The organism is Shouchella xiaoxiensis, assembly GCF_016907895.1.
GTDB classification, from domain to species: Bacteria; Bacillota; Bacilli; order Bacillales; family Bacillaceae_D; genus Shouchella; species Shouchella xiaoxiensis.
The window spans coordinates 381,951-406,286 of the sequence record NZ_JAFBCV010000001.1; the positions used below are offsets into that span (position 1 = coordinate 381,951).

Sequence of the window (24,336 nt, forward strand, 5' to 3'; positions counted from 1 at the left end):
CTTCATGCACAGCAGTTAAAATTTTATTTATGTTCATATCTTTTTATAGAATTCTATTATCTTATGAGTATTTGTGTTTAAATCGTATAAATGAATTACCTCAAACGCGATCTTTCCTAATAGTAAACTCATTCATCAGAAAGTCCCTTTACTGTCTGTCACCTTGTACATGACTTTATTTGCTTAGCGAAGGGCTTTCTTTTTTGTGCATTTAGTCATCTCCACGTTAAAATAGAGGATCTACTAAAAATGAAGATGCAGAAAATACGTTGTTAATACAACATGATAGAGTAGGAGATCAAGCTATGAAAAAGAAAGTTGTTATTGTTACAGGCGCGAATAGTGGACTTGGTCTAGAAACGGCTAAACACTTTGCAGGTGCAGGAGACCGTGTCATTTTGGCCGTGAGAAACATGGAAAAAGGCATGAAAGCGGAAAAAGAGCTTTTGCATCTCCATCCGAAAGCAGATGTGCAATGCGCTGAATTAGATCTTTCAAGACTTGATAGTGTGCATGAGTTTGCTAAGGCGCTATCAATGAAAGAAGACGTTGTGGACATTCTGATTAATAATGCTGGCGTGATGATGCCACCTTTTTCAATGACGGAGGACGGGTTCGAGTTGCAAATGGGTAGCAACCATTTTGGCCATTTTGCGTTAACGGGTTTACTTCTGCCACTGTTAGAAAAAGGAGAAGCTTCGCGAGTGGTTACGTTGACGTCAATCGCCTATCGCTATGGAGCGATCGATTTTAATAATCTAGATGGCATCAATGGCTATAAGAGCTCTACTTTTTATGGTCAAAGTAAATTGGCGAACTTGTTGTTTGCGAGAGAGCTAAATGATCGCTTAACGAGTAATCAAAACAAAACGATTAGCATTGCTGCACACCCAGGTCTTTCTTCTACGAATTTGTTTACATTAGGCAAAAAAGAAACGCCGTGGTATGTTAAGCCTTTTTTGAAGCTATTTAGCCAACCGGCAGATCAGGGCGCACTGCCCATTATTATGGCTGCGTCTGATGAACGCTTAGTTGGGGGAGAGTTAATTGGACCTGATGGTGCTGGAGGTCGAAAAGGAAAGCCAACAATCGAAGCCCCAAAAGCAAATGTGTTCGAGCAGGCGCGAATGAAAAAGCTGTGGGACGTGTCAGAGGAACTGACAAATATAACCTATCGATTCTAAAAAGTAAATGAAGATTGACCGCCAGTCCCCAAACTTGCTATTCTGTTAGAACGGAATGTCAGAAAGAGGGAATCGGAATGGGTATTGGATTGTTTTTACAAAAGCGAGCCTTGTTTATTAGTGTTCTTGTTGTGCTTTGTCTCGCTTCTTTATTGTTTGTGTGGAACAATCATTCCTTCTATGAGCGGTCGATCGCCAAGGTCGTCGAAACAGAGCTAATCAGTGAGGAAGAGGTTGTTGATACCTTTCAAAACGAGGACGTGCTTTACGAGCAGCGGCTTCTTGGTGAAATTTTGAATGGAGACTATGAAGGCAGACAGATTGAATTGACAAACTCGTTCTCTGCTTCGGGTGGTTTTGACCTTGAATTTCGCGAAGGAAATGAGCTGTTTGTATCTGTCTATGCCGATTCGGTCGAGGAGGATGTGCTGAACGGGACGATAAATGATGTAAAGCGGGATCATTATTTAGTTGCCGTCGGATGGCTTTTTTTGTTTGTACTTGTAGCAGTAGGAAACCGGCAGGGGCTATATTCGGCTCTGTCCTTAGGTGTGAACGGTCTCATTTTGTTTTTTGCGCTTGATGTGTATATGCAGACATCGAACAGCTGGTTGTTGCCGATTGCTGGCGTAAGTGCAGTTCTGTTCACGATCGTGACGCTGCTGCTAGTAAATGGGGCCAATCGAAAAACGTATACGGCGATTCTAGTGACGCTAATTGTGACGGCAATTACGATGCTGCTTGCTTTTCTTGTTATCCGAGCCTTTGATGGAGAAGGTCTTCGGTTTGAAGAAATGCAGTTTTTGACGCGTCCATATGAGTTGGTTTTTCTTGCCGGGTTGCTGATTGGCTCGCTTGGAGCGGTGATGGACGTGGCAATCACGATGTCGGCGTCGGTTTTTGGGATGTTTGAGGAAGATAAGAAGATTGATATGAAGACGCTGAAGCAGTCTGGATTAGAGATTGGACGAGATGTGATGGGGACGATGACGAACATCATGTTCTTCGCCTACGTCAGTGGCTCGATTCCTGCACTCCTGCTGTATTTCCGCAACCATTCGCCGCTTGATTTCATGCTTTCAATGAATTTGTCACTGGAGATTGCTCGGGCATTAGTTGGTGGGATCGGCATCGTGCTAGCGATTCCGATTGGATTGTATGTGTCGCTCTTCTTTGTTAAAAGAAAGAAGGTGACCGAATGAATGTTATCACGGCCTTGCTGCTTGTACTATTCATTTTAATGATTGGAGTCGGTGGAAAAAAAGGTGCCCGCTCGTTCGCGGTGCTGTTTTTAAACTTCGGGATTTTATTTGTAGCCATTGTGTTTATGACAAATCCTGGCTTCCACCCAATGATTATTACGTTTATTGCGTGTACGCTGATTGCCGCGGCGACGTTATTTATTATCAACGAATGGAGCAGTAAAGCAATTACAGCGTTTGTGGCAACGATGCTGACGATTGTCGGCTCACTAGCGTTTATTTGGCTCATTACCGATTTAGCGCTCATCCAAGGTTTTGGTGAGGAAGAAATTGAAGAGCTCGCCTCGTTTTCGATGTACATTGGGCTCGACTTTACTCAGCTCGCTGCCTCGGTCATCGTAATGAGTACCATCGGGGCAGTTGCAGATACGGCAATTTCGATTGCTTCGCCGATGCAGGAACTTCAGCGCCAGCAAAAAGACTATAGCGTCAAGCAGCTGTTTGTATTTGGAATGAAGATTGGACGAGACATTCTTGGCACAAACGCGAATACATTGTTTTTTGCTTTTTTTGGTGGTCAGCTTGCTTTGTTGATCTGGTTCAAAGACTTGTCCTACTCGATTGGCGCAATGGTCAATTCAAAAGTGTTTGCGAGTGAGATGATTACGATTTTCTGTGCGGGTATTGGTGTTGCTCTTATCATTCCGGTCACAGCGATATTAACGGCGCTTCATCTAGTATGGTCGGAAAAACGTAAGTCAAAGATCGAGCAGTAGCATAAAGTGGTAACGGCCGAAGAGTTTTATTAAAACGATTCCGCCTTTTTTTATTTTTGTTTCTAACCAGCTATTGTTCGGCAAATTCTTCATAATAAGGTCACGATTTCGAGACAGTCAAGATCAGCGTTGACCTTTTTGAGATCTGGAATCAAATTCTGAAAGACTCAGTTTGTTTTTTTTTATTAAAAAAACCAAAGGATGAAGATGCTAATTTTTGTTGTTAATTGGAAAGAAAGGCGGTGACGCCAGCGGAAAAAGGGGCGTATGAGACTTAGCAGAACGAAGACTGCTAAGGCTCAGCCGTTCCTCCGCGGCAAGCTTCCCCCTGGAGTGGAAATTACCTACTCTATGCGGAAGCTTTTTCACCGAATCCAATCTAAAAAATTATTTTTCGCTATAAACATCTTGATAATCAGCGTTGCGTTCAAACTCTTTTTTGGCGAACGGGCAGAGCGGGACAATCTTCTTGCCTTCTTTACGCATCCGCTCCACGACCGAATAAACGAGGTCCTCGGCTATACCTTCGCCGCGGTGATCGGAATGAACATGGGTATGGTCGATGATGATCTTCTTAGAGCCAACTGGCTTAAACGTAATTTCGCCAGCTACTTCATCGCCATTTTTATAATAAACATGCTTGTGATCTTCATGAATTAACATAGGGCGAGTCTCCTTTAGTTAAAGTGATTGATCCATGCGTCGAAGCTAGTCACAAATTTCTCGACTCGACGAACCGTTCCTTCATCGTTTAGCGCTGTCTGCTCATCGTTTAGTTTTTGGTGCACAGCGCTCACTAATAGCTTCGGACCGGGCATGGTGTAGGCATCTAGCGTGAGCAATGTTTGTCGGACTTGATTTTGTGAATGAGCGCTTCCAGCTCCACCTGGACTAGCGCCTGCAATCGCAAAAGGTTTTTGCTTTAATACCGTCGTTTTCACCGGACGAGAGGCCCAGTCTAAAGCATTTTTTAACACGGCAGGCGTGCCCGAATTGTACTCAGGGGTGACAACAATCACTCCATCTGCGTGTCCAATGGCTTCTTTTAACATGTGGACGCTTTCTGGATCACCCTCTGCCTCAATGTCCGCATTGTAGAAAGGAAGCGTCTCAATCTGAATCTCGGATACAGTCCAATGGTCAGGTGCTTTTTCACTGATGAGGTTCATTAACTTACGGTTGTAGGAGTCTTTTCGCAAACTCCCACAAATGATGGCAATCGATCGGTTCGTGTTCATTTGTTCAGCTCCTTCTTATTCGTCAATCTATCTTATAAGTCTATCATAACTGAAAAGGAGTGCTGGTTGTGCTATGATTCTATTAATAGATAAGGAGGTTTTTTTGGATGAATGAACAGGATCTTCTAGAAGCTAGATACAAGCGCTATCATGGTGAAACGATTGATGTTTTCTTTCATAAAGACCTTTGTGAACACGCTGCCAAATGTGTAGGGACAGCCCCAGAAGTATTTGATACGAAGAAAAGGCCCTGGATTGAGCCTGACAAAGCGGACGCGGAAAAAGTTGAAGCGACCGTAAAGCTTTGTCCAAGTGGTGCATTGAAGTACCAATACAAGTAGAAAAAAAGGAGAACAGGGAGGCCTGTCTCCTTTTTATTTGTTCCACCAGTTTCTGGCGGCTTCAATTGCCTGAGTGGTTAACTCGTGGCCATGATCGGTTAATTTTAAGGTCACTTCGGCGCCGTACTCGGTGAGCTGTTCCTTTAGAGCAACAGCTTCTCCAGGGAGCGTAATCGTGTCTCGCGCCCCAGACGAGATGAAAATGGGTTTACTTCGTAAGTCACGTGTTTCCGTGTCTTTAAATAAATGGCTCGGGTGCAGCAGCATAGCCGACTCAAACATTGCTGGATACGTGTACAATAAGCTTGTAGCCATGTTTGCTCCGTTTGAATAACCAACAAGATGCAGACAACTTTTTGTGAGTCCATGTTTCGTTTGCTCATCAGCAATAAAGGAAGCAAGTTTGTGGGTGTTCTTCTCAATTTCCGCAAAATCAAATTGCCCATGCACAGGGCGATTAAAATAGCGAAAGCCTTTTCCTGCGACCTGACCGCGAATGCCGAGAACAGACAGATTAGGGTCCACTTCGCCAACAACATCTAATAGGTCGGTTTCTCTGCCGCCGCTCCCGTGTAGTACAATAAAGACATCTTGATGATTCGAACTTTTATGGATAAAGGATTGCATGAGGTCCTCCTATTCGTCTACTTATTTTTAATTTATAATGAAACCATTGAATAATCAAATGAAATGAGGGCTACAAAAAGATGGAACTAAACGGGATACATCATGTATCATCCATTATCGCAAATGCCAAAGTCAACCTTGCCTTTTACCGAAACATCCTCGGCTTGAACCTTGTGAAAAAAACGGTCAACCAAGATAGTCCTGATCTCTATCATTTGTTTTATGGCGATCAACAAGGTTCGCCTGGTACGGAACTAACGTTTTTTGAAATCCCAACTAGCGAAGAAAAAGTCGCTGGAACAAATCGAATTTCGACTGTTTCTTTAGTCGTCCCATCCGATGAAGCGCTTCGCTTTTGGCAGGAACGCTTTACGCGCTTTCAAGTGAATCATCAAGATATTGAAGTGATAGACGGCAAGCGAGCGCTCCCTTTTCAAGATCCTGAAGGGCATGAACTGAGTCTAATCTCTGCTTCAAACAGTGAAAGAACTGGGATTGAGACAAGAGAGATTCCAGCCGAACATGCCATTATTGGACTTGGGCCGGCGACGCTAACCGTTCGTTACCTTGAAGCTAGTGCGCTCGTTTTAACCGATGTGCTAGGCTTTACAAAAGTCAGTTCCTATCAAAAATCAGGAAGCGAGTATACGGTATTTGAAACAGCGAATGCCGGACTTGACGGACAAGTGCACCTTACGCAAAACAAGCAATTACCATTAGCAAAAGAAGGCAAAGGCAGCGTCCATCATCTTGCTTTTCGCGTGACGGATGCAGAAGAGTTAAAGAAGTGGGTTGAGCTGCTAGAAAAAGAAGGTTTCCAAACGTCAGGGTTTGTTGATCGCTATTACTTTCAATCGCTTTATTTTCGAGAGCCGAACGGCATCCTCTATGAACTTGCGACCGATGGACCAGGATTTGCGATTGACGAGAACAGCGACAAGCTAGGAAAAAAACTCTCGCTGCCGCCGTTCCTTGAACAACAGCGCAAAGAAATCGAAGCAAGGCTCAAACCGTTGCGCACATAAGATGATGGCGACTGTAACTTAGTAGAAGAAATGAGGTGAACGCAATGAAGCCAAAAATTAGCGATGTTGCCAAAGCGGCGGGTGTGTCGCCAACGACCGTTTCTAGAGTTTTAAATGATAGGGGCTACATAAGCGAGGAAACACGAACAAATGTCTATCAGGCGATGGAAAAACTAAATTACTTGCCCAATGACTTAGCAAGATCGCTCTTCAGCAAGCGTTCCAACCTGATTGGCCTAATTGTGCCAACGACCTCCAACCCGTTTTACGGTGAGCTGACAGCGAGAATTGAACACCACTGTGCCGAAGCAGGGTTGAAAATTTTGCTGTGCAACAGCTTGTATAACGTGGAGAAGGAAGAGAAGTATTGGGAGATGCTGCGGCGCAATCAAGTTGACGGTGTCATCGTCTGTACATACAATCGTGGTCTAATTGATTATGATACGCACCATCTGCCAACCGTTGCGTTTGACCACTATCTCTCTAGCAACATTCCTGTTGTTTCCTCTGATAATTTCAAGGGTGGCGAACTTGCAACAAGGCATTTAATAGCAGAAGGCTGTAAAACCATTGTCCATATTAACGGACCAGGTAATCTAGAAACACCGGCAAATCTGCGCCGAAATGCTTACGAAACCGTCATGGCAGAAGCAGGTTTACCAGCCTTCACCTGTGAGATAGAGCCAATTTTAAAGCAAGAATCAACAGCAGTTGCGGTAGCGGCGTTATTTGACGAAAAGCCGGGAATAGACGGCGTGTTCGCCAGTGATGATAGCATTGCCATGACCGTCATCCGCGAAGCTCGCAAACGAAATAAAACCGTTCCTACCGATGTAAAGGTAGTTGGTTACGATGGAACTGAATTTATGACGCTGCTCGCACCGGAGCTCACAACGATTGAGCAGCCAATTGATGCAATGGCGCAAACCGCCGTTGCTACGCTTATCGCTCAAATTGAGCATCCAACTAAAAGCATTGAGACGGACTTAATTCATGATGTGCGCATGAAGAAAGGGACGAGTGCATAGGTGAAAAAGATCTTTGGCTGTTTGCCGAGATCTTTTTTTTGTTATGAAATTTTCTGCAACCGGTTGACATATGAAACCGGTTGACATAAAATCAATCATGAAAACGCTTTACATATTGCTGTGAAGGTGGGTATGCGGTGGCGACAATTGAACAACACACAAGAAAGGGTCCGGCATTAAAGACAGGAAGAGGAAGAAAACGCAAGTGGGGTACGCAGTTGGCACGAAGCTGGCAGCTATACGTTTTGTTGGCTCCAACGCTGCTTTATTTTCTTATTTTTAAATATTATCCGATGTACGGTTTGCAAATTGCCTTTCGTGATTATTTACCGGGTCTCGGTATTTGGGGTAGTGAATGGGTTGGTTGGCATCACTTTGTACGTTTTTTTCAGTCGTATCAATTCTGGGAGATCATGGAGAACACGCTAGTATTAAGCATTTATGAGCTGGCGGTAGGCTTCCCGCTGCCAATTGTGCTTGCGCTTATGTTGAATATGCTTATCAGTCACAAGTATAAGCGGTTTATTCAAACCGTTGTCTATGCACCACACTTTATTTCGGTCGTCGTTATGGTCGGTATATTGTTTGTCTTTCTCTCGCCGTCAAGTGGCTTGATTAATCACTTCATTGTTTTATTTGGGGGAAGTCCAATCAACTTTATGGCAAGTCCTGAGTGGTTTAAAACGCTTTACGTCTTCTCTGGCGTCTGGCAAGGTACCGGCTTTGCGGCAATTATCTATCTGGCTGCGTTAGCCGGGGTTGATCCGTCCTTGCATGAAGCGGCCGTTATGGACGGGGCGAGCAAGTTTAAGCGCGTGCTTCATATTGACATCCCAGCAATTTTACCTGTGTCGGTCATCATGCTCATTCTCGCGCTTGGAAACTTGATGAATATGGGCTTTGAAAAGGCCTTACTTATGCAGACACCGCTGAATAAAGAGTCGTCAAACATTATTGCGACGTACGTGTACGAAGTTGGTATTCAGCAAGCGCAGTATAGCTTCGGAACGGCAGTCGGCTTATTTAACTCGATCATCAATTTAATCTTACTCGTAACCGTTAATCAAATTGCTCGGAGAGTATCCGACAACAGTCTCTGGTAAAGGAGGTTTATCAATCGTGAATCAAATCAAACGAACAAAAGGTGATAAAGCCTTTGATGCGGTTAATCTATTCTTTTTAACGCTTGGTTGTTTAATCGTGCTGTATCCGCTTTACTTTATCGTCATTGCGTCGATTAGTGACCCGAACCGAATTTTTGCAGGAGACGTGTTGTTTCTGCCAAAAGGCGTAACCTTTGATGGTTACGGGCGAATTTTTTCCGATCCGGGCATTTGGAACGGATTCAAAAATACGTTTATTTATTCCTCGCTTGGGACAGCGATAAGCGTCACGCTGACGGTTACAGCCGGGTACGCGCTCTCGCGCAAAGATTTAGCAGGACGTCATCTCATTATGGCTTTTCTGCTCATTACGCTGTTCTTCCACGGTGGCATGATTCCAACTTATTTAGTTGTTCGTGATCTTGGCATGGTTAACACGATTTGGGCGATGGTTATTCCAAATGCGGTTGGCTTGTGGAACGTTATTATCTGTCGGACTTTTTTTCAGACGTCGATTCCAAAAGACATGCTTGAAGCAGCTCAGATTGACGGTTGTAACGACTTTCGCTTCTTTTCAAAGATTGTTGTGCCGTTGTCAAAGCCAATTATTGCGGTGATGGTGCTGTTTCATGTGGTAACTCATTGGAACTCCTTTTTTGACGCGTTAATTTACTTAAACAATGACTCCTTGTACCCACTACAGCTGATTTTACGAAACTTGTTAATTCAGAGTGAAGTGTCGAGCCAGATGATTGGCGATGTGGAGTCTAGCCAAGCACAGCTTGCCGTGGCGGAACAAATCAAGTATGGGGTTATCATTGTTTCCTCAATTCCGCTGCTAATCTTATATCCGTTTTTGCAGAAGTACTTTGTGAAAGGCGTCATGATTGGTTCGATCAAAGGATAAAAACAAGGGGGAAGCAAAGATGAAAAGACGAATTGGAACAGTGCTTGTTGCGGTAGTAGCATTAGTGGGGTGCAGTGATTCAGGCGCAGGCGGCAATGAGAATAGCAATGCTGAGCGCGTTGATTTTAATGCGGAAGGGTTGCCGCTCGTAAACGACGATGTAGATGTATCGCTTACGTTTGTTTCGCCGAAATCATCGCTTGCACCGGATTTTGATGAAATGGTCATTTTTGAACGGTTGGAAGAAGAAACGAATGTCTCGATTAACTGGAACAACATTCCTGGAGATGGTTACGTGGAGCGCCGCAATTTAATGCTTGCTGGAAACGATTTGCCTGATGCGTTTTACAATGCTGGCTTGAGTGACTATGACCTTGTCCGCTACGGACGGGATGGGGCAATCATTCCACTGGAAGGGTTAATTGAAGAGCATGCGCCAAATTTGCAGCGTATTTTAGAAGAACGACCAGAGCTGCTGGCGGTACTCACGGCACCAGACGGACATATTTACTCATTGCCACGGGTGGAAGAAATGGGGCTTGTCCCATTCGCCAATTTCACCGCGATTAATCAGGCATGGCTTGACGAAGTGGGGTTAGATCACCCTGATACGCTTGATGAGCTAAAAGAAGCGCTGATTGCCTTTCAAGCTGCCGATGTTAATGGAAGCGGCTCCCCTGATGAAGTGTTGAGCTTAACGCCAAACGATGGTTTTCAAGGTTATTTTGGGGACCTCTTTGCTGCATTTGGGCTACCGGATAACCCGAATAAATTTGTTGTAAGAGACAGCGAAGTCATCTTCACTGCCGTTGAAGACGAGTACAAAGAGGCAATTGCTTATTTTCATGAATGGTTCGCAGAAGGCTTAATTGATGCAGAGGCATTTACTCATGACACGGGTCAGTTTTTAGCGAAGGGCAAGCAAGACCCGAATCCATTAGGGGCATTTATTTTCTGGGAAATTGAATCGGTTGTTGGTCAAGACCGCGCAGATGATTACGCGCTGCTCGGACCGCTTGAAGGTCCAAACGGACATCGGATGTACGGACGGTCAAATCATCAGGAGCACCACCGCAGTGCGTTTGTCATTACATCGGCGAATGAAAATCCTGAACTGACGATGCGTTGGGTTGATCAGCTCTATGATCCGAAATTGTCTGCTCAAATTAATTGGGGACCGATTGGTGATATCTACGAAGAAGATGAAAACGGGATGCTCGTAAACGTCGAACTTCCTGAAGGAACGACGATGGGGGAGTTCCGCGAACGCGTCGCACCAATGGGACCATCGGTTGTACTTGAAGAGCATTTTGGTACGGTTGTGGACATGGAGCCTCGGGCCAAGCAGCGATTAGAAGACATTGAAACCTATTATGCCGACTACATTTGGAAAGAAAATTACCCGAATGTGTTTATGACCGAAGAAGAGCTTGATCGCTTAAACTACATTGAAACGGACATTATGGATTTAGTAAACCGAAACTACGCTCGCTGGTTAATGAATGGCGGAGTCGAGGACGAGTGGGATGGTTACGTTGATCAGCTTAATGAAATGGGGCTTGATGAAGTAATGGAAATTCGTCAAGGTGCCTATGATCGCTTCCACCAACAAGTAAGCGAGGCAGAATGACAGGAGGCTTGCTGATGTGGAAAAAAGCATGTAGCCTTGTTGGCATTGCGCTGTTACTTGGATGTCAGACAGCATCGGAAGGAGAGAAACAAATGCAAAAAGAGTTCGCATTAAGCGAGGACCCGAATTACTACACAGAACAGTACCGTCCTCAGTTTCACTTTTCTACACCAGTTGGCAATTTAGCGGATCCAAATGGGCTTGTTTATTACGAAGGAGAATACCACTTATTTCATCAAAAAAACGGAACGTGGGCTCATGCGGTCAGTCCTGATTTGTTGCACTGGGAGCACTTACCGATTGCCCTGGAACATGACGAGCTTGGGCAGGCTTTATCCGGTAGCGTCGTCGTTGATGAAGACGATACATCAGGCTTGTTTAATGGAGAAGCAGGACTTGTTGCGATTTATACAAATACTGAAGGTGGAGAAGCTCAATCAATCGCCTACAGCAGCGACAATGGTCGCTCGTGGCAACGGTATGAACACAACCCTGTTATTGAAAACCCTGGCATAAAAGATTTCCGCGATCCGAAAGTCTTTTGGCATGACGAAAGCAGCCAGTGGGTTATGGTTGTTTCTACCGATAAGTCAGTGACGTTCTATCAATCGGATAATTTAATTGATTGGACCTATGCGAGTCGTTTCGGGGATGGGCAAGGGTCTCATGTGGCTGTATGGGAATGTCCTGATTTATTTCGCTTGCCTGTTGATGGGGACGCTGATAATAAAAAATGGGTTTTGCACGTTAGCGTTGGCGATAACGATGAAACAAACGGCTCTACTGCCCAGTATTTTATTGGAGAATTTGACGGGACCACGTTCGTCAATGAAAACGATCCAGATGATGTCTTGATTACCGACTACGGCCAGGATTTTTATGCAGCGCAAAGCTTTTCCAATGTAACCGACCGTGTTGTTTGGCTTGGCTGGATGGCGAACTGGCGCTACCCGTATCAATCGCCGACCGAGCCGTGGATGGGCTCACTGTCGATTCCAAGAGAACTGGCGCTGAGAACGAATCAAGGAGGAACGGTTCAGCTCGTTCAAACTCCGATTCCTGAACTAGAACAGCTGAGTAAACAGACCGACACATTCGAGTCTTTCAAAGTAGACAGCGATGTCCATACGCTTCCGTTTACCGGCACAAACTACATTTTGAACGCGACCGTCTCTTGGGACCAATTAACCGAGTTCGGTTTGCGCCTGCGCCACGGTGACGGCGTCGAAAGCTTAGTTGGCTTCGATGCGGCATACAACAAGGTCTTTCTTGACCGGACAAACGCAGGATTGGCATCGATTATTGATCGGAATGGCGAGAATTTCCCATTCGGACAGCGCTATGAATCGGAGTATGACGCAGGTCGGGGTGAGATGATGCTCACTGCTGTGGTTGATGAGTCATCGATTGAGCTCTTCATTAATGACGGTGAGCTCGTTTTTACATCGCTTATCTACACCGATCCAACGAATGACGGGATTGAATGGTACGCAGAAGGCGGTGAAATTCATGTGAAAGATTTGGAAATCACTCATTTAGCCAATACATGGCGTGTACAAACAGAGCCGGGTACTTTCGAACGTCTTGTCACAAACGTTGAGCAAGCTCGCTTGCCTGTTGGTGAAACAATGGAATTGCGTGCGCAACACAAGCCTGACTACGAAGATGCCAGTGGGGAATCACTTAGTTGGGACAGCGACAACACAGACATTGTTCAGTTGAAAAAAGAAGCAGGCAATGTTATCGAGATTGAAGCCATCAGTGAAGGGGCCGCAACGATTACAGTCACAAACGAGGCACAGGGCTTAACGAAAGACATTCGCATTTACACAACGAAGTAGGAGGACATCTTAAGTGGAACATGTAACGGAAAAGCAGGATCATCAGACCCGAGTCAAACAAGCAACGGAAGCCGGTAAGGCCAAACAAAATCCGGATGCGGCCTTCCGTCTAGGTTATCATCTAATGGCCCCATCAGGCTGGATCAATGACCCGAACGGTCTCGTCTTTTACAAGGAACAGTATCATGTGTTTTACCAGCACCATCCTTATGATGAAACATGGGGACCGATGCACTGGGGGCATGCGGTAAGTGATGATCTGGTTCACTGGCGTCATCTGCCTGTTGCTCTTGCACCAGGCGATGCGTTTGATCAAAGCGGTTGTTTCTCAGGTAGTGCCGTAGATGATGATGGCGTACTGACGCTCATTTATACAGGACATAATGTAGTCAATCAAGAAACCGATGAGCTGTATCAAAATCAAAACATTGCGCGTAGCGTTGACGGAGTTACATTTGAGAAGTCTGAAGCAAACCCCGTTATTCCCGCTCAGCCAGTCGGGATGCAGCGTGATTTCCGTGACCCAAAGGTATGGAAGGAAGACGGCAGCTGGAAAATGGTCGTCGGCTCAACTGAAGCAGGAAAGGGGCAGGTATTGCTCTATCAATCAAGCGATCTCGAAAACTGGGAATACCAAGGCATCCTAGCCAAACATAACGGTGGGAACGAAGGGTATATGTGGGAATGCCCTGATTTCTTTAAGCTTGACGGAAAACACGTTCTGCTCCTCTCACCACAGGGAATCGAACCGGAGGGTAATCGCTTTCATAATTTGTATCAAACGGGCTCATTGATCGGTGAGATGCGAGATGGAGAGTTTGTACGCGGTGCATTTACGGAGCTTGATTATGGCCATGATTTTTACGCTGTACAGACGTTTCTTGACGGGAAAGGCCGCCGCATCGCGATTGGCTGGATGGACATGTGGGAATCACCGATGCCCTCTCAACAAGAAGGCTGGTCTGGCGCACTGACGCTGCCGCGGGAACTGAACCTCTCGCCAGCTGGAAAACTACGAATGAAGCCAGTTGAAGAATTACAGCTTCTACGCGTGACAGAAGAACAGCTAAAGCAGAACGAGATTAGCGGCACGTTTTTAATAGATGGGCAAAGCAATCAGCTTGAACTAGAATTTGATATTGATCTAACCATTAGTGCTGCGAATATCTTTGGTGTAAACGTCTGCTGTTCTTCGGATGGAAGCGAAAGATCAACGATTCAAATAAATCGAAGCAAGGGGACGATTACGCTTGATCGTTCGTACTCCGGTATTGGAGTCAGCGGTGCACGAACAGCACCAATTGAGATTGGGGAGTCCCTGCACGTACGTCTATTCATCGACCGCTCCTCGATTGAAATCTTTATAAATGAAGGAGAAACGGTGATGACGAGCCGCATTTATCCAAAAGAAAGCAGTACGGGCATCGAGTTTTTTACAGAAGAAGGAACGATGAAGCTACGCTCAGCTCACCTCTATCAATTGAAAAACAGTTGGCTAACCGATTAAGAATCTCCATTGCGGAGGTTCTTTTTTTGGGCTAGACTAGAAATATAGTAATTTTTGTAAGGAGGATGATGAGATGTCTAAGCGAAAAACGTTTGTCATCGCTAGCCTATGCTTTCTAATCGGCGCAATTATTGGGCTGGTTCTCGTTCAAACGAATGATGATGCAGAGGAACAATCTAGCCCAACAGAAATGCTTGAGAGCATTGATTTTGCAAATATGAAAGAGCAGTTCGCACCCTCACTTGAACGAGCAAGCGCGTTATATGATGGACAGGAAGTGCCGACATACAGCTCATTTACGTCCGCAGCTGATCTTGAAAAATGGCTCTTTCGCATTGATGCTCAAGAACAACTTAACGGAGTAACATCCAGCGATGCCGAATTGCTTGAAAAAGCAGAGCAGGCGCTAATGAAACGGGATTTGGAGCTTTACTTTGCAGAAGAAGAATATGATGTAGATTTTGACAGTGAATCGGTCAGCGAAATGATCGAAACAGAGCTTGAGCAAATACGTCAAGCCGGTCAATATGAAACCGTTATTGGCGGCGTGTTAGAAGGACTTGGGTTAACCGAAGAAGAGCTTGCCTATGAATGGGACTATGATCACTTTCTAGCAAACTACGCTTGGAGAGAAATGGAGCCTCAGCTAGCAGACAAATACGCCGACAGTGAGTTGCCATTGCGAGAAGAGTATGAAAGAGAGCTTGAAGAGTTTGCGGAAGCGAGAGGGATTGAGAGTTGATAACCAATAATTAAACCCCAATCACCAACCACTCACAAACCTCCGTCATGCCAATCTGCTCATACACGCTTTTGGCAGCAGGGTTATTGTAAAACAGGTATGGTGTTTTTTGTTCGGCAAGCAGCTGCGTAAATAGGGAAATAAGTAGCTCTGTTCCAAAGCCTTGTTTGCGGTAGGAAGGGCAGTGACAACGCCAATTACAATAGCGCTGTTCTTGTCTTCGGAAACGGTAGCGCAGGCAGAGATTATTTGGGTCTTCTTTTTTAGATAAAGAATTCGATTATTGCCTGTCTGTAACTGCTGCCATGCGTCTTCAACATAGGCCGCTTTTGTCTGAGGTAGTCCCCCGCTATATTCTGTGGTTGATTGAAACAGGTCATAGTGCAGTTTTACTTCTTTTTTGTCGTAATCATATGCACCTGTTCCTGCAATTGCTGTTGTTTGACGACCCGCTTCACGATACCAAGATAAGACCGATCGCTCCACTGAGGCTTAATAAGAGGAATGAAAGCTTCAACCAAATTGCTTGGTCCGCTCATTTTTTGGTAGCTTAATTGAGGAAGTATGCTTCGATATATTTGAACACCTCGTTTCTGTTGGGCGTAATAACTCAGATTTGAATCATTGTTTATTAAAATGGACATAAGTTTTTTTCTTCATATTCTCCGTAAACAATAACGTCTTTGTATGCTTTGCTCATAAGTCGATCAAGTAGAAAAGCATAGTTTGATTGCTCTAGTCCAAATAACGCCAGTACGTCATCATGGTCTTCAACGTTTAACTGTCTCACACACATTACAATCACTCCTTCACGCTTATCATAAAACGAGAAGGAGTAGGACGATACCGTAAGTTTGATTCATAGTTAATTTAGCGGCAATTAGCTTAAAGCGAGGGTGTCTCCCAGTAAGTAGACGCCTTTTTCGCACCGCTTTTATTCGTAAGTTGTCCAAGCTCAATCCGGTGTCCGTCGGGATCAGTGAAAACAGCAATCGTCCCCCAATCAAACTTAAGCCGCTTGTTTAGAAAAGAAAATCCTGCCGCTTCCAGCTCCGCGACAGCATCCTCTACATTTTCCACATCAAAGCGAATCACAGTCGGGTTTTGATGTCTTCGTTTCTCATCCGCATTGGCGTACGTGCCGCCTTTTTCAACCATTAAATAGCCGTGTGGCAAATCAAACGTTGTTAAGTCTGCTTGTACGTGGCGAACGGGCAGCTTCAAGACATCCCGATAAAATTGAATGCTTTCCTTGTAATGAACAACAAATAAAATGAAGCCAAACTCCTTATAGTTCATCTCAATCCTCCTGTTAGCTTTAAGCTGTAGTAAGCATAACAAGCTCTTTTTACGCTGCCATTCGCTTAAAGCCTGAGTCTATTTACATCTTTTGATGGAGAACACAAAAAAGCTTGCGCAATGACTTGGCAAGCAACGTATTTAATCAATTATTTCGCTTACCTCAAACTTGTCTTTGTGACGTTCATAAAAGTCGCTGATCGCAGCTTCATCTATTGGTCCGGTTGTCACTTTAGCATAGTGATTGTTAATCAAACCATGCGTTGTACTTAAACGAAAGATGCTTCTGGAATCAAGTGTAGCAGTGAACAGGTGAACACCATCATTTTGTTGGAGTTCTTCATACTCGGCAGAATGAATTTTTTTTGCTTGATAGTTGCTGAGGATGGCAATGAAATCGTTAATGACGTCCTCGTCAGTTGAATAAAGCTCGTTTTCAATGGTGGGCATAGTAAGGAAAATGCTTTCTGGATCGGTAAAATGGATGCTGCCAAACGCGTAAAGGCTTTTTTCTTTGTACTGATAAAATTGGTAAAGACTGACTAGTAATCCAACAATAACGAACGAACTAAGTAAGATTTTTTTTTCTTGTTTTCATCAATTGGCCTCATTCCATTATATGTCATTCTATTATACTTAGAGAAAAGGGTCTAAGGCGTAATTTTCAAAAAAAAAAAAAACGACTCATTTACTGAGCCGCTTTTTTCTTACTTATGAAAACAAATCAAACACCATCGTGTCACGGACGGTCATCCGGGCATAGTACGTCCCTGATACGTCTACGCCGACACTAAATCCCGCTGCTTCAAAGCCAGCGCGAGCACTTGCTTCGATTGCCGTAACAATCGTTGTTTGCCCGGTAACGGTAAACTCTCTGACTGGAAAGTCTCCATGCAATATGTCCGTATTTGAGTCTTCAAGCGTGTGTGGTCCGCTACCCGTCGTCCACCAAGCGTCGCGAATATCAACAACGTCCTCATAGTTACCTTCCGCATTCTTGGTCACAACAAAGCGGACGTTTAAAACAACTTCGAGCCCATTATATTCACGTGTTGAGAACATTTCCATAAACTCTTCCGTCGGTGGCTCAATTAACGGTGGGGGCAGAAGCGGATGGCGGTCATCCATTGTTCCAACAGAATCTGCTGGTTTTAAGCCAATTGTTTCAATGATGTCTCCAGTTTCCCGATCTACCAAAGTAACCGTCTCATGTCCAGCAGGGCTTGTCCCTTTCTCAATAGTAACGTCTTCCGCTGAATAAGGAAGCTCCACATAGAATCCGTTTAATTCTTCATAAAGACCTTCCTCAGGTGGCGTGGTGTGAATGGTTGCTCCTTCGTATTCTGCCTGTGCCTGTGCGTTATTCCCACCGAAACTTAAAAGCACAGTCATTAAACCAATTGTAAATAATGAAGCTAAAACTTTCATAAATGAAAAACTCCTCTCCCGTTTTTTAATCGTACATGAACAGGAGTACCCGGTAAAAAGCAGGGTCAAGCGTCATAGAGATTGGGAAAAACATGACTGATCAACTTGTACAAACACCTGCTTTTGTCGCGTTTTTAACTATAACTTTGTAACCGTATTTCTGAGGATATGTGTAACGGCGGACGTTAGCTCCTTTTTCGTTAAGGATGTCAATTATCGATATAATGGGAAAATGAAACGGGTTTTAGCACTTCTACGAGAATTACTTTTAAAAAAGATTCTATTGGGAAATATCAATTGCATATAGAAAGAGTCGAAATAATAGGATAAAATAACAAGATCAGTAACTAACCTATTAAGAAGGTGAAGTCTTGTCTACAAAAGTATACGGAGCAATTGAAGTAGGCGCCAAAATTGTAGAATGGCATAGCTGTATCATTGCACACTCGTTCGATCAAGCAATCTTGTTAAAAGATGAGTGCCAGCATCTTGTCCGACGAATGGAAACCAATGATAAAATAGTAGCCTACTTTTCTTTGGTTGATTTCCGTCACGAATTGTTGTTTCAAAGAAAGCTCGATGGGACAGAAGAGATTGAATCGGTTCCAGCAGAGCAACTAGGACCGATTGAGCCTTTATTAAACTACTTGTATTATTTTGTCTCTGGTCAGAATGAATTTAGAAATGAGCGCTATCGCGCCGCAATACGTTTGTTTAACAAAGCCGAGCGGCTGCTTGAGTACGTAAAGGACGATTCAGAGGAAGCAGAGTTTCATTACTATGCCGGATACACATACTATCATCTAAACCAGTATCCGATTGCCTGCTCGTACATTGAAAATGCTCGCTTAATCTTTGACCGTTTGGGTTACAGCGATAAATCGACTTCATGTGATGTTATTCTAGGCGGGATTTACAGTGAAACAAACTATGAGCAGAAAGCGGTTGAGTTGTTTGATAAAGCTTTATCGCATTGTGAAACAGAAGCTGCAAAAGGGATTGTCCTGCAGGCAATGGCTTTAAATGGGGTCCGATATGGGCAATATTCTAAAGCCATAGATTTAATAGAAAAAGCATTAGAGTTAAATGAGCATCGTGATAACTACCACGGAATGAGGAGCCTGTCGATACTAGCGAATGCTTATTTCCGTAACGATGATTTTAAGGCAGGTGAATTGAAGCTGCAACAAGCAGAAAGTGAAGCATCTTTTTATAACAGTGAAGAATACCAAGCGAGATGTTTAGCCAATCGTGGTCTATACGTAAACGATGATTTGACTTACGTAGACCAAGCCATTTCTATGTTGCAAAAGCGTTCTCTCGATTTTGAAGTAGCAGAAGTTGCCAAGGAAGCAGCGGATGTCTTACGAAAGAAAGGAGAATGGGAGAAAGCGTTGAACTATTTAACAATTGCGTTTGATGCACGATTAAATCAAAATTCAATGGGGGTAGAACAATCATGAAAAAATTCATTACGGTAATCGCCTTGATCTTGATTCTGGCAGGTGGAACAACATTTACGGCAACAAGCAGTGGAGACAACGACACGGTAACGGCTTTAGATAAAGTCGGCGGTCTAGGTTAAGCAATCATTTCAATTTCATAACGAGATAAGAAACCTGCTACGGCAGGTTTCTTTTTTTATAATTAAGACATGAACCAGTGGAGCGTGTTAGATGCGGACAATAACGGTTTCCGCTAAGTTCTAAAAGACAACTTTTAGAATGAGAGCAATTCAACTATACTTGCTTTAACAAGAAAAAACAGAGGTGAACAAATGAGAAAAACGGCTGTTCTGCTATATCCACAATTTAGCGAGTATGAATTGAGTGTTGCTCTATCTATATTAATGCAGGGGAAAAAGCCGATTATGACAATTGGTACAGGTCACGAAATTAGGGGGGAGTCCGGGTTGTTATGCAAACCCGATCGTTTGCTAAGTGAAGTAGATATAGACGAATTTGACAGCTTGCTGTTACCAGGCTGTTTAGACATAGGTGAACTAGTTAATCATTATGCTCTTATTCATTTTATTAAAGAGATCAGTGAGTGCGAAAATTGGATAGCAAGCATTTCAAGCTCACCTTACTTGTTGGCGCTAGCTGGTGCATTGCAAGGGAGAGAGTATACAATTGGTTTGCCACAATCATTTATTCAATCGTCAGAGCATCTGGACGCTCAGCTCTACCGTGACGTCCCGGTTGTCCAAGATAACCATATTATAACGGCAATTGGCAGCGGCTTTATTGAATTTGGCATTCGATTTGGTGAAGCGCTTAATCTAAGCTTTGATCAACGCTGGTATCGCAACGAACCCAAATTAGGCAAACAACTTCATTAAATAGCGTAGGTTCTCTTCATAAAAAGTACGGTGCTGTGCGATGCCGCGTCGCTGTGCCCAACCAATTGAGTTAAAGGCATCGGTAAACCGATAAAAAGGTAAAATCTGTTTGAGCTCGATTAAAGGACGGAACGGTAGCCCAAAAAAGCCTAACCGAAATTAGGCTTTTACGCGTTGCAATTAATGGGCCATCATTTCTCTAGCAATTACTTCGGCATTTAAATCTGCTGGATAATACGTTGGCCAGTTTGTCACTTCGTCTAGCAGTGCCTCTCGGTCATCGCCCCAATACAGATGAAAATGATGGGAATCTGTCGGAAAAATGCTATGGTCGCTAAATTGAATGTAGGTCGGCATGTCGGTAGATTCTTCTACCTGTTTAAAAATATAGCGAACACCACGATTGCCTTTCTCATATGTAAGCACCTCATAGCCATCGTATTCGTATTCACTCGAGTGAGAAACACCGTCCTGATAAAAATGAAAGAACGCATCTTCAATCACAATTCGGTCAACATCGGTTTCATAACCTACCGTGTAATAGTCTTTGTATTCTTCAGCGCTTTGATCATCGCTTTCCGCGGCTTTATGTGCAAAGACGTCGTCAAGGGAGCCATCAAGTAAATAAGGATAAACCGACTGCCAATCGCCTTCCCAATCGCTAAGCTCACGGTCTTCAATTTGTTCATCTTCAAAATAACCAGCATAAATCGCTTGCGATTCTTCATCATGGCCGTGTCCGTGGTCGTCAATTGAGATGACAACTGGTAATGACTGAGCAATGGGGGTATCTTGCTCATCAACTAAAACGACTTTGATTTCTTGCCCGTCTACCTCAGCTGTACCAGTGAAGTCCGCATTTTCTTGCCCCGCAATTGGATCCCACTCATTGGTTTCTGGATTTTTTTCAATCCATTTCCAACGATCGTACTCAAGCTCACCTGCGTATGAAGCCTCAAGCATAATGGCATCATTTGTATGGTAATGCCCTGCTAATCCCTCAATCATAATGTTTTCCGGTACTTCGTTTGCGGCTGTTCCTTGATCATCTGCAGATACAGATTCACCATCGTCTGCTTGCTGACAAGCGCTTAAACCAATGAGTGCTACAAAAACAACACTCGACCATGTAAATAAATGCTTATTCATTTGTACTCTCTCCTGTCTTTTTTAAAACGTAATCGTTACGATTTAAAAGTATAGCGACTGTTTTTAAAACCGTCAAGAAGAAATCTGAAAATCATAATCGAAATAAATGGGACATACCTTAGAAGAAAGAATTTTATTGTTAGGGGAATGTTATGGACTTTATCCATTATTTTGTTGTTTTTCTGTTAAGCTTTTGTCCGTTTGCTGAACTGTTCATTGGCATTCCCATTGGGATTGTTGTGTTTGAGCTCGAACCACATTTGGTTGCACCAATCGGCTTTTTAGGAAATGCACTAAGCATTATCTTGGTGCAATACTTGATCATTCGTTTTCATGATAGCCGCTTGCTCCGCCCGATTACGAATGTCAACCCAGCTAATCGGGCCGTGAAGTTTATCCATTTAGTGATTGAGAAATGTGGCTTATTCGTTGCAACGCTGCTCATTCCCTTCATGATAAGTGGACATGTTGGTATTGCAATGCACGCCATTCTCGGTGTGTCTAAGCAAAAGCTCTTAAACTACTTACTCGTCAGCCTAGCTATTTGGTCTTTCTTGTTAATTTATTTAAGTAAGCTGATCCCACAATTTTTGTTATAGAAACCGTTCACTCTCATTGGAAAAACCTGTTAGGATAAGAAAAACAGGTAAAAGGAGACTCGACCAATGAAACGGAAATGGACTCTTTTTCTTTTAACGACGGTGTTTATTTTTGCGGGTTGTGCGCAAACGGAAGCAGATGAGCCAATCGAAAATCATCCCCTCCTTGCAAAAAATACTGGGCAAGAGACTATTACTGCTAGCTATGACCCTTATCCATTCACCGAGGCGGTGACAAAGGCAGATCTAATTGTTGAAGTAAAAATAGGCACTGCTACTGGTGAAGTGCATGAGCCAACTCCAAAAACGATTCTTGAAGCGGATGTATTGCAAGTGTTTAAGGGTGAAACCGCTGAGACATTAACGTTTTTTCAGAATGGAACAGAAGCGATCCGCGTAAATGAACAGTTATTGCTCCAAGCGGGAGACGTGTATACCGTGTTTCTAAAAGAAACGGTTAACTCTGTGGAAGCAGAGTATCTTATTCTTGTAGAGGAAACGTCCTTGTATAAAGTTGACGGTGATAAAATCATCAAATGGGCTTTGCCAGATGAAGAGCTAGATGATATCACACTGGAAACAACGGTTCATCAGAAATCCGGACAATATCAGCAGCATCTTGATAAAGAGTCTTTTTACACATTACTCACAGAAAAAGTGAGTGAGCAGGACGAGGATAACTAGATTGCGAGTGAATTCTCTTATAAGTTCGGTAAAAGGATTTGCCAAAAGAAACAGGCAGGGACGAAAGGATATGAACAGAATAAAAAGACGATCAATTTTAATTAAGATTGGTCGTCTTTTCGTATAGATCAACATCATTAGCGTAAGGAGAACCGGAGACTTCTGCGGGGATAGCACGTGTCTGAAGACTCTGGAGCGTTGTTTTTTCGCGGAAGAGGCTGAGGCCGTGCCCGCGAAAAGCGAAGGATTCTCCTGTAGCGGATTTGTATTCAGTGTTCGTGTTTTCTAGTAGAATAAGACGTTTCCCCTGCCTCTTTTTTGCGTTCCTACGATTTTCTAAACGTACCACTGCGTAGAGACAAAACAAGCGCAAAGAGAAATCCTGAGAGCAGACCACCGAGGTGACCAGCAGTACTGATTGTTGGTATGAGAAAGGTTGATAGGAAAGCAATGCTGCTGAATAGAAGGATAGACGATCGATCAGATCGGGCAATCAGCTGTTTTTGTTGCCAGATCAAATAAAGATAGATACCGATCAAGCCAAATGCTGGTCCAGAAGAGCCAGCTAAAGGGACAGGGTAGGAAGAAAAGAAATGGATCGTCATGCCTGCACCTATGCTAAGAATGACGTAGCTGAGCAAAAAGAGTGAATGACCCATTCGTTTTTCTAAAGGTCTTGCAAGCAGCACAACAAAGGGGATGTTTAACAGTAAATGAAACAGGCTCATATGACCAAAGGCATAAGTAAGCAACCGCCAATAGGCGCCATCGTCCACAGCATTTGCGTCATAAGCACCTAGCAAAAGACGTGTCTCTGCTGTATAGCCACCAAGCAGCATCGTCACGGCACCTTGCAAAAGACAGATGAACGCAATTGCCGTTGTGACAGGGTATTCTTTTATAAACGCGCTAAAACTTTCTGTAATACGAAACATCCAGACCACTCCCTAGCTTCGATCTTATCTGTACGGAAGAATTGAATAAATGTTTCAAAAAAATTATTCTTGTTCTTTATACCGTATAGGGGTATATTGATTGGAGGGAGATGATGCTTAATGAAATCCTATCATGTTGGTATTTTATTATTTGATTATGTTGATGCGCTTGATTTTGCGGGTCCTTACGAGGTGTTTAATGTAACGACTTATGAGGATGGCGACGTGAAGAAATTATTTCGCAATACGCTCGAAGAAAAACCGTTTCTTGTTCACACTGTGTCTCATGACGGGAAACAAGTAACCGTTCACAATGGTCTAAAGGTTACGCCGGATTTCAGCTTTTCAAACAGCCCGCTATTTGATGTTGTCATTATTCCAGGTGGACCGTTAAAGGCAATGGAAGGTGTTAGCCAAAATCAAGAAATAATTGAGTGGGTCGCGGGCTATAAAGATAAGCTTGTTGCCTCTGTTTGTACCGGAGCCTTCTTTGTGGCTCAGGCTGGATTGCTAAACGGCAAAAAAGCAACCACAAACCGGGTTGCCTTACGATTGCTAGAGAAGCAGTATCCAGCGATAACGGTGGTACAGGATGCTCGCTTTGTTGATGAGGGTACTGTTGTCACGTCAGCTGGAATTTCAGCAGGGATCGATATGGCACTTCATCTGGTTAAGCGGTTATTGGATGAAGAAACAGCAAATCGAACCGCCTACACAATGGAATTAACAGAAGCCGATGCCTAACGGGGC

At 43.8% G+C, this 24,336-nt stretch carries 28 protein-coding genes; 18 read left to right on the forward strand and 10 right to left on the reverse strand.

The genetic code is table 11. The features are described from left to right. Positions 1 to 269: 269 nt before the first annotated feature. The 3 genes from JOC54_RS01985 (at position 270) to JOC54_RS01995 (ending at position 3,162) form a co-directional block, all read left to right on the forward strand. Complete coding sequence (locus tag JOC54_RS01985; protein ID WP_275582664.1) at positions 270 to 1,184, forward strand: oxidoreductase; 915 nt, start codon at positions 270 to 272, stop codon at positions 1,182 to 1,184. A 77-nt stretch (positions 1,185 to 1,261) separates the two neighbouring features. Beyond that, positions 1,262 to 2,386, forward strand: a complete 1,125-nt coding sequence (locus JOC54_RS01990) for a YibE/F family protein (protein WP_204464063.1) — start codon at positions 1,262 to 1,264, stop codon at positions 2,384 to 2,386. Beyond that, complete coding sequence (locus JOC54_RS01995) at positions 2,383 to 3,162, forward strand: YibE/F family protein (RefSeq protein ID WP_204464064.1); 780 nt, start codon at positions 2,383 to 2,385, stop codon at positions 3,160 to 3,162. Before JOC54_RS01990 ends, JOC54_RS01995 begins: the two co-directional genes overlap by 4 nt. Positions 3,163 to 3,549: 387 nt before the next feature. Here JOC54_RS01995 and JOC54_RS02000 read toward each other — a convergent pair whose 3' ends face one another. Both JOC54_RS02000 and JOC54_RS02005 read right to left on the reverse strand, forming a co-directional pair. Continuing rightward, positions 3,550 to 3,825: a GNAT family N-acetyltransferase gene (locus tag JOC54_RS02000; protein ID WP_054792477.1), complete on the reverse strand. Its 276-nt coding sequence runs from the start codon at positions 3,823 to 3,825 to the stop codon at positions 3,550 to 3,552. A 14-nt stretch (positions 3,826 to 3,839) separates the two neighbouring features. Continuing rightward, a complete protein-coding gene (locus JOC54_RS02005; protein WP_204464065.1) occupies positions 3,840 to 4,400 on the reverse strand; it encodes an NADPH-dependent FMN reductase in 561 nt (186 codons plus the stop codon). Positions 4,401 to 4,507: 107 nt separating this feature from the next. Between JOC54_RS02005 and JOC54_RS02010 the strand changes: the two genes are divergently transcribed. Further along, complete coding sequence (locus tag JOC54_RS02010; protein WP_204464066.1) at positions 4,508 to 4,741, forward strand: (4Fe-4S)-binding protein; 234 nt, start codon at positions 4,508 to 4,510, stop codon at positions 4,739 to 4,741. A 33-nt stretch (positions 4,742 to 4,774) separates the two neighbouring features. On the opposite strand, the gene JOC54_RS02015 is transcribed toward JOC54_RS02010, so the two are convergent. Continuing rightward, the gene (locus JOC54_RS02015; RefSeq protein ID WP_204464067.1) at positions 4,775 to 5,368 is read right to left on the reverse strand and encodes an alpha/beta hydrolase; all 594 of its coding nucleotides are present in this window, start codon (positions 5,366 to 5,368) and stop codon (positions 4,775 to 4,777) included. An 80-nt stretch (positions 5,369 to 5,448) separates the two neighbouring features. Between JOC54_RS02015 and JOC54_RS02020 the strand changes: the two genes are divergently transcribed. The 8 genes from JOC54_RS02020 (at position 5,449) to JOC54_RS02055 (ending at position 15,151) form a co-directional block, all read left to right on the forward strand. Beyond that, complete coding sequence (locus JOC54_RS02020; protein WP_204464068.1) at positions 5,449 to 6,393, forward strand: ring-cleaving dioxygenase; 945 nt, start codon at positions 5,449 to 5,451, stop codon at positions 6,391 to 6,393. A 44-nt stretch (positions 6,394 to 6,437) separates the two neighbouring features. Continuing rightward, positions 6,438 to 7,421 carry a LacI family DNA-binding transcriptional regulator gene (locus JOC54_RS02025; protein ID WP_054792480.1) on the forward strand — a complete coding sequence of 328 codons (984 nt, stop codon included), beginning with the start codon at positions 6,438 to 6,440 and terminating at the stop codon, positions 7,419 to 7,421. Between the two features lie 146 nt (positions 7,422 to 7,567). Then, a complete protein-coding gene (locus JOC54_RS02030) occupies positions 7,568 to 8,524 on the forward strand; it encodes an ABC transporter permease (protein WP_204464442.1) in 957 nt (318 codons plus the stop codon). Between the two features lie 16 nt (positions 8,525 to 8,540). Continuing rightward, entirely contained in the window at positions 8,541 to 9,431 is an 891-nt protein-coding gene (locus JOC54_RS02035) for a carbohydrate ABC transporter permease (RefSeq protein ID WP_204464069.1), read from the forward strand. A 19-nt stretch (positions 9,432 to 9,450) separates the two neighbouring features. After that, positions 9,451 to 11,061 (forward strand): ABC transporter substrate-binding protein, encoded by a 1,611-nt coding sequence (locus JOC54_RS02040; protein WP_204464070.1) that lies wholly within the window; start codon positions 9,451 to 9,453, stop codon positions 11,059 to 11,061. A gap of 14 nt (positions 11,062 to 11,075) precedes the next feature. Beyond that, positions 11,076 to 12,902 (forward strand): glycoside hydrolase family 32 protein, encoded by a 1,827-nt coding sequence (locus JOC54_RS02045; protein ID WP_239586532.1) that lies wholly within the window; start codon positions 11,076 to 11,078, stop codon positions 12,900 to 12,902. 13 nt (positions 12,903 to 12,915) lie between these two features. Continuing rightward, on the forward strand, positions 12,916 to 14,409 hold the full coding sequence (locus JOC54_RS02050) for a glycoside hydrolase family 32 protein (RefSeq protein WP_367617748.1): 1,494 nt from the start codon (positions 12,916 to 12,918) through the stop codon (positions 14,407 to 14,409). 73 nt (positions 14,410 to 14,482) lie between these two features. Then, positions 14,483 to 15,151 (forward strand): hypothetical protein, encoded by a 669-nt coding sequence (locus tag JOC54_RS02055; protein WP_204464072.1) that lies wholly within the window; start codon positions 14,483 to 14,485, stop codon positions 15,149 to 15,151. Positions 15,152 to 15,161: 10 nt separating this feature from the next. Here the strand turns inward: JOC54_RS02055 and JOC54_RS23320 are convergent, their stop codons facing one another. The 5 genes from JOC54_RS23320 to JOC54_RS02080 all read right to left on the reverse strand — a co-directional run bounded on the left by JOC54_RS23320 (position 15,162) and on the right by JOC54_RS02080 (position 17,878). Next, the gene (locus JOC54_RS23320) at positions 15,162 to 15,389 is read right to left on the reverse strand and encodes a GNAT family N-acetyltransferase (RefSeq protein WP_367617760.1); all 228 of its coding nucleotides are present in this window, start codon (positions 15,387 to 15,389) and stop codon (positions 15,162 to 15,164) included. Positions 15,390 to 15,782: 393 nt separating this feature from the next. Beyond that, positions 15,783 to 15,947 (reverse strand): hypothetical protein, encoded by a 165-nt coding sequence (locus tag JOC54_RS02065; RefSeq protein ID WP_204464074.1) that lies wholly within the window; start codon positions 15,945 to 15,947, stop codon positions 15,783 to 15,785. An 89-nt stretch (positions 15,948 to 16,036) separates the two neighbouring features. After that, a complete protein-coding gene (locus tag JOC54_RS02070; RefSeq protein WP_204464078.1) occupies positions 16,037 to 16,450 on the reverse strand; it encodes a VOC family protein in 414 nt (137 codons plus the stop codon). A 141-nt stretch (positions 16,451 to 16,591) separates the two neighbouring features. Next, complete coding sequence (locus JOC54_RS02075; RefSeq protein WP_204464079.1) at positions 16,592 to 16,900, reverse strand: hypothetical protein; 309 nt, start codon at positions 16,898 to 16,900, stop codon at positions 16,592 to 16,594. A 261-nt stretch (positions 16,901 to 17,161) separates the two neighbouring features. Beyond that, the gene (locus JOC54_RS02080) at positions 17,162 to 17,878 is read right to left on the reverse strand and encodes a hypothetical protein (RefSeq protein ID WP_204464080.1); all 717 of its coding nucleotides are present in this window, start codon (positions 17,876 to 17,878) and stop codon (positions 17,162 to 17,164) included. Positions 17,879 to 18,249: 371 nt separating this feature from the next. Between JOC54_RS02080 and JOC54_RS02085 the strand changes: the two genes are divergently transcribed. The 3 genes from JOC54_RS02085 (at position 18,250) to JOC54_RS02090 (ending at position 20,219) form a co-directional block, all read left to right on the forward strand. After that, a complete protein-coding gene (locus tag JOC54_RS02085; RefSeq protein ID WP_204464082.1) occupies positions 18,250 to 19,341 on the forward strand; it encodes a response regulator aspartate phosphatase in 1,092 nt (363 codons plus the stop codon). Beyond that, entirely contained in the window at positions 19,338 to 19,463 is a 126-nt protein-coding gene (locus JOC54_RS23095; RefSeq protein ID WP_275582665.1) for a hypothetical protein, read from the forward strand. The genes JOC54_RS02085 and JOC54_RS23095 overlap by 4 nt, the downstream gene beginning before the upstream one ends. A 192-nt stretch (positions 19,464 to 19,655) precedes the next feature. After that, positions 19,656 to 20,219: a DJ-1/PfpI family protein gene (locus tag JOC54_RS02090; RefSeq protein WP_204464085.1), complete on the forward strand. Its 564-nt coding sequence runs from the start codon at positions 19,656 to 19,658 to the stop codon at positions 20,217 to 20,219. Between the two features lie 180 nt (positions 20,220 to 20,399). Here JOC54_RS02090 and JOC54_RS02095 read toward each other — a convergent pair whose 3' ends face one another. Beyond that, complete coding sequence (locus tag JOC54_RS02095) at positions 20,400 to 21,368, reverse strand: ZinT family metal-binding protein (protein WP_204464087.1); 969 nt, start codon at positions 21,366 to 21,368, stop codon at positions 20,400 to 20,402. A gap of 152 nt (positions 21,369 to 21,520) precedes the next feature. Between JOC54_RS02095 and JOC54_RS02100 the strand changes: the two genes are divergently transcribed. Beyond that, positions 21,521 to 21,967, forward strand: coding sequence for a hypothetical protein (locus JOC54_RS02100; RefSeq protein WP_035417594.1), 447 nt, complete (start codon positions 21,521 to 21,523; stop codon positions 21,965 to 21,967). Positions 21,968 to 22,033: 66 nt separating this feature from the next. Next, positions 22,034 to 22,651, forward strand: a complete 618-nt coding sequence (locus tag JOC54_RS02105) for a metal ABC transporter substrate-binding protein (protein ID WP_204464088.1) — start codon at positions 22,034 to 22,036, stop codon at positions 22,649 to 22,651. Positions 22,652 to 22,977: 326 nt separating this feature from the next. Here the strand turns inward: JOC54_RS02105 and JOC54_RS02110 are convergent, their stop codons facing one another. After that, positions 22,978 to 23,586, reverse strand: coding sequence for a rhomboid family intramembrane serine protease (locus JOC54_RS02110; RefSeq protein ID WP_204464091.1), 609 nt, complete (start codon positions 23,584 to 23,586; stop codon positions 22,978 to 22,980). Between the two features lie 120 nt (positions 23,587 to 23,706). Between JOC54_RS02110 and JOC54_RS02115 the strand changes: the two genes are divergently transcribed. Then, entirely contained in the window at positions 23,707 to 24,330 is a 624-nt protein-coding gene (locus tag JOC54_RS02115) for a DJ-1/PfpI family protein (RefSeq protein ID WP_035417601.1), read from the forward strand. Positions 24,331 to 24,336 lie beyond the last annotated feature (6 nt).

What these genes read in the sequence shown, in the direction of transcription:
- JOC54_RS01990 (WP_204464063.1), top strand. Translation starts at nt 1,262, where the DNA reads ATGGGTATTGGATTGTTTTTACAAAAGCGAGCCTTGTTTATTAGTGTT.
- JOC54_RS01995 (WP_204464064.1), top strand. Translation starts at nt 2,383, where the DNA reads ATGAATGTTATCACGGCCTTGCTGCTTGTACTATTCATTTTAATGATT.
- JOC54_RS02000 (WP_054792477.1), bottom strand. Translation starts at nt 3,825, where the DNA reads ATGTTAATTCATGAAGATCACAAGCATGTTTATTATAAAAATGGCGAT.
- JOC54_RS02005 (WP_204464065.1), bottom strand. Translation starts at nt 4,400, where the DNA reads ATGAACACGAACCGATCGATTGCCATCATTTGTGGGAGTTTGCGAAAA.
- JOC54_RS02010 (WP_204464066.1), top strand. Translation starts at nt 4,508, where the DNA reads ATGAATGAACAGGATCTTCTAGAAGCTAGATACAAGCGCTATCATGGT.
- JOC54_RS02015 (WP_204464067.1), bottom strand. Translation starts at nt 5,368, where the DNA reads ATGCAATCCTTTATCCATAAAAGTTCGAATCATCAAGATGTCTTTATT.
- JOC54_RS02020 (WP_204464068.1), top strand. Translation starts at nt 5,449, where the DNA reads ATGGAACTAAACGGGATACATCATGTATCATCCATTATCGCAAATGCC.
- JOC54_RS02025 (WP_054792480.1), top strand. Translation starts at nt 6,438, where the DNA reads ATGAAGCCAAAAATTAGCGATGTTGCCAAAGCGGCGGGTGTGTCGCCA.
- JOC54_RS02040 (WP_204464070.1), top strand. Translation starts at nt 9,451, where the DNA reads ATGAAAAGACGAATTGGAACAGTGCTTGTTGCGGTAGTAGCATTAGTG.
- JOC54_RS02045 (WP_239586532.1), top strand. Translation starts at nt 11,076, where the DNA reads ATGTGGAAAAAAGCATGTAGCCTTGTTGGCATTGCGCTGTTACTTGGA.
- JOC54_RS02055 (WP_204464072.1), top strand. Translation starts at nt 14,483, where the DNA reads ATGTCTAAGCGAAAAACGTTTGTCATCGCTAGCCTATGCTTTCTAATC.
- JOC54_RS02065 (WP_204464074.1), bottom strand. Translation starts at nt 15,947, where the DNA reads ATGTGTGTGAGACAGTTAAACGTTGAAGACCATGATGACGTACTGGCG.
- JOC54_RS02070 (WP_204464078.1), bottom strand. Translation starts at nt 16,450, where the DNA reads ATGAACTATAAGGAGTTTGGCTTCATTTTATTTGTTGTTCATTACAAG.
- JOC54_RS02075 (WP_204464079.1), bottom strand. Translation starts at nt 16,900, where the DNA reads ATGCCCACCATTGAAAACGAGCTTTATTCAACTGACGAGGACGTCATT.
- JOC54_RS02080 (WP_204464080.1), bottom strand. Translation starts at nt 17,878, where the DNA reads ATGAAAGTTTTAGCTTCATTATTTACAATTGGTTTAATGACTGTGCTT.
- JOC54_RS23095 (WP_275582665.1), top strand. Translation starts at nt 19,338, where the DNA reads ATGAAAAAATTCATTACGGTAATCGCCTTGATCTTGATTCTGGCAGGT.
- JOC54_RS02090 (WP_204464085.1), top strand. Translation starts at nt 19,656, where the DNA reads ATGAGAAAAACGGCTGTTCTGCTATATCCACAATTTAGCGAGTATGAA.
- JOC54_RS02095 (WP_204464087.1), bottom strand. Translation starts at nt 21,368, where the DNA reads ATGAATAAGCATTTATTTACATGGTCGAGTGTTGTTTTTGTAGCACTC.
- JOC54_RS02100 (WP_035417594.1), top strand. Translation starts at nt 21,521, where the DNA reads ATGGACTTTATCCATTATTTTGTTGTTTTTCTGTTAAGCTTTTGTCCG.
- JOC54_RS02105 (WP_204464088.1), top strand. Translation starts at nt 22,034, where the DNA reads ATGAAACGGAAATGGACTCTTTTTCTTTTAACGACGGTGTTTATTTTT.
- JOC54_RS02110 (WP_204464091.1), bottom strand. Translation starts at nt 23,586, where the DNA reads ATGTTTCGTATTACAGAAAGTTTTAGCGCGTTTATAAAAGAATACCCT.
- JOC54_RS02115 (WP_035417601.1), top strand. Translation starts at nt 23,707, where the DNA reads ATGAAATCCTATCATGTTGGTATTTTATTATTTGATTATGTTGATGCG.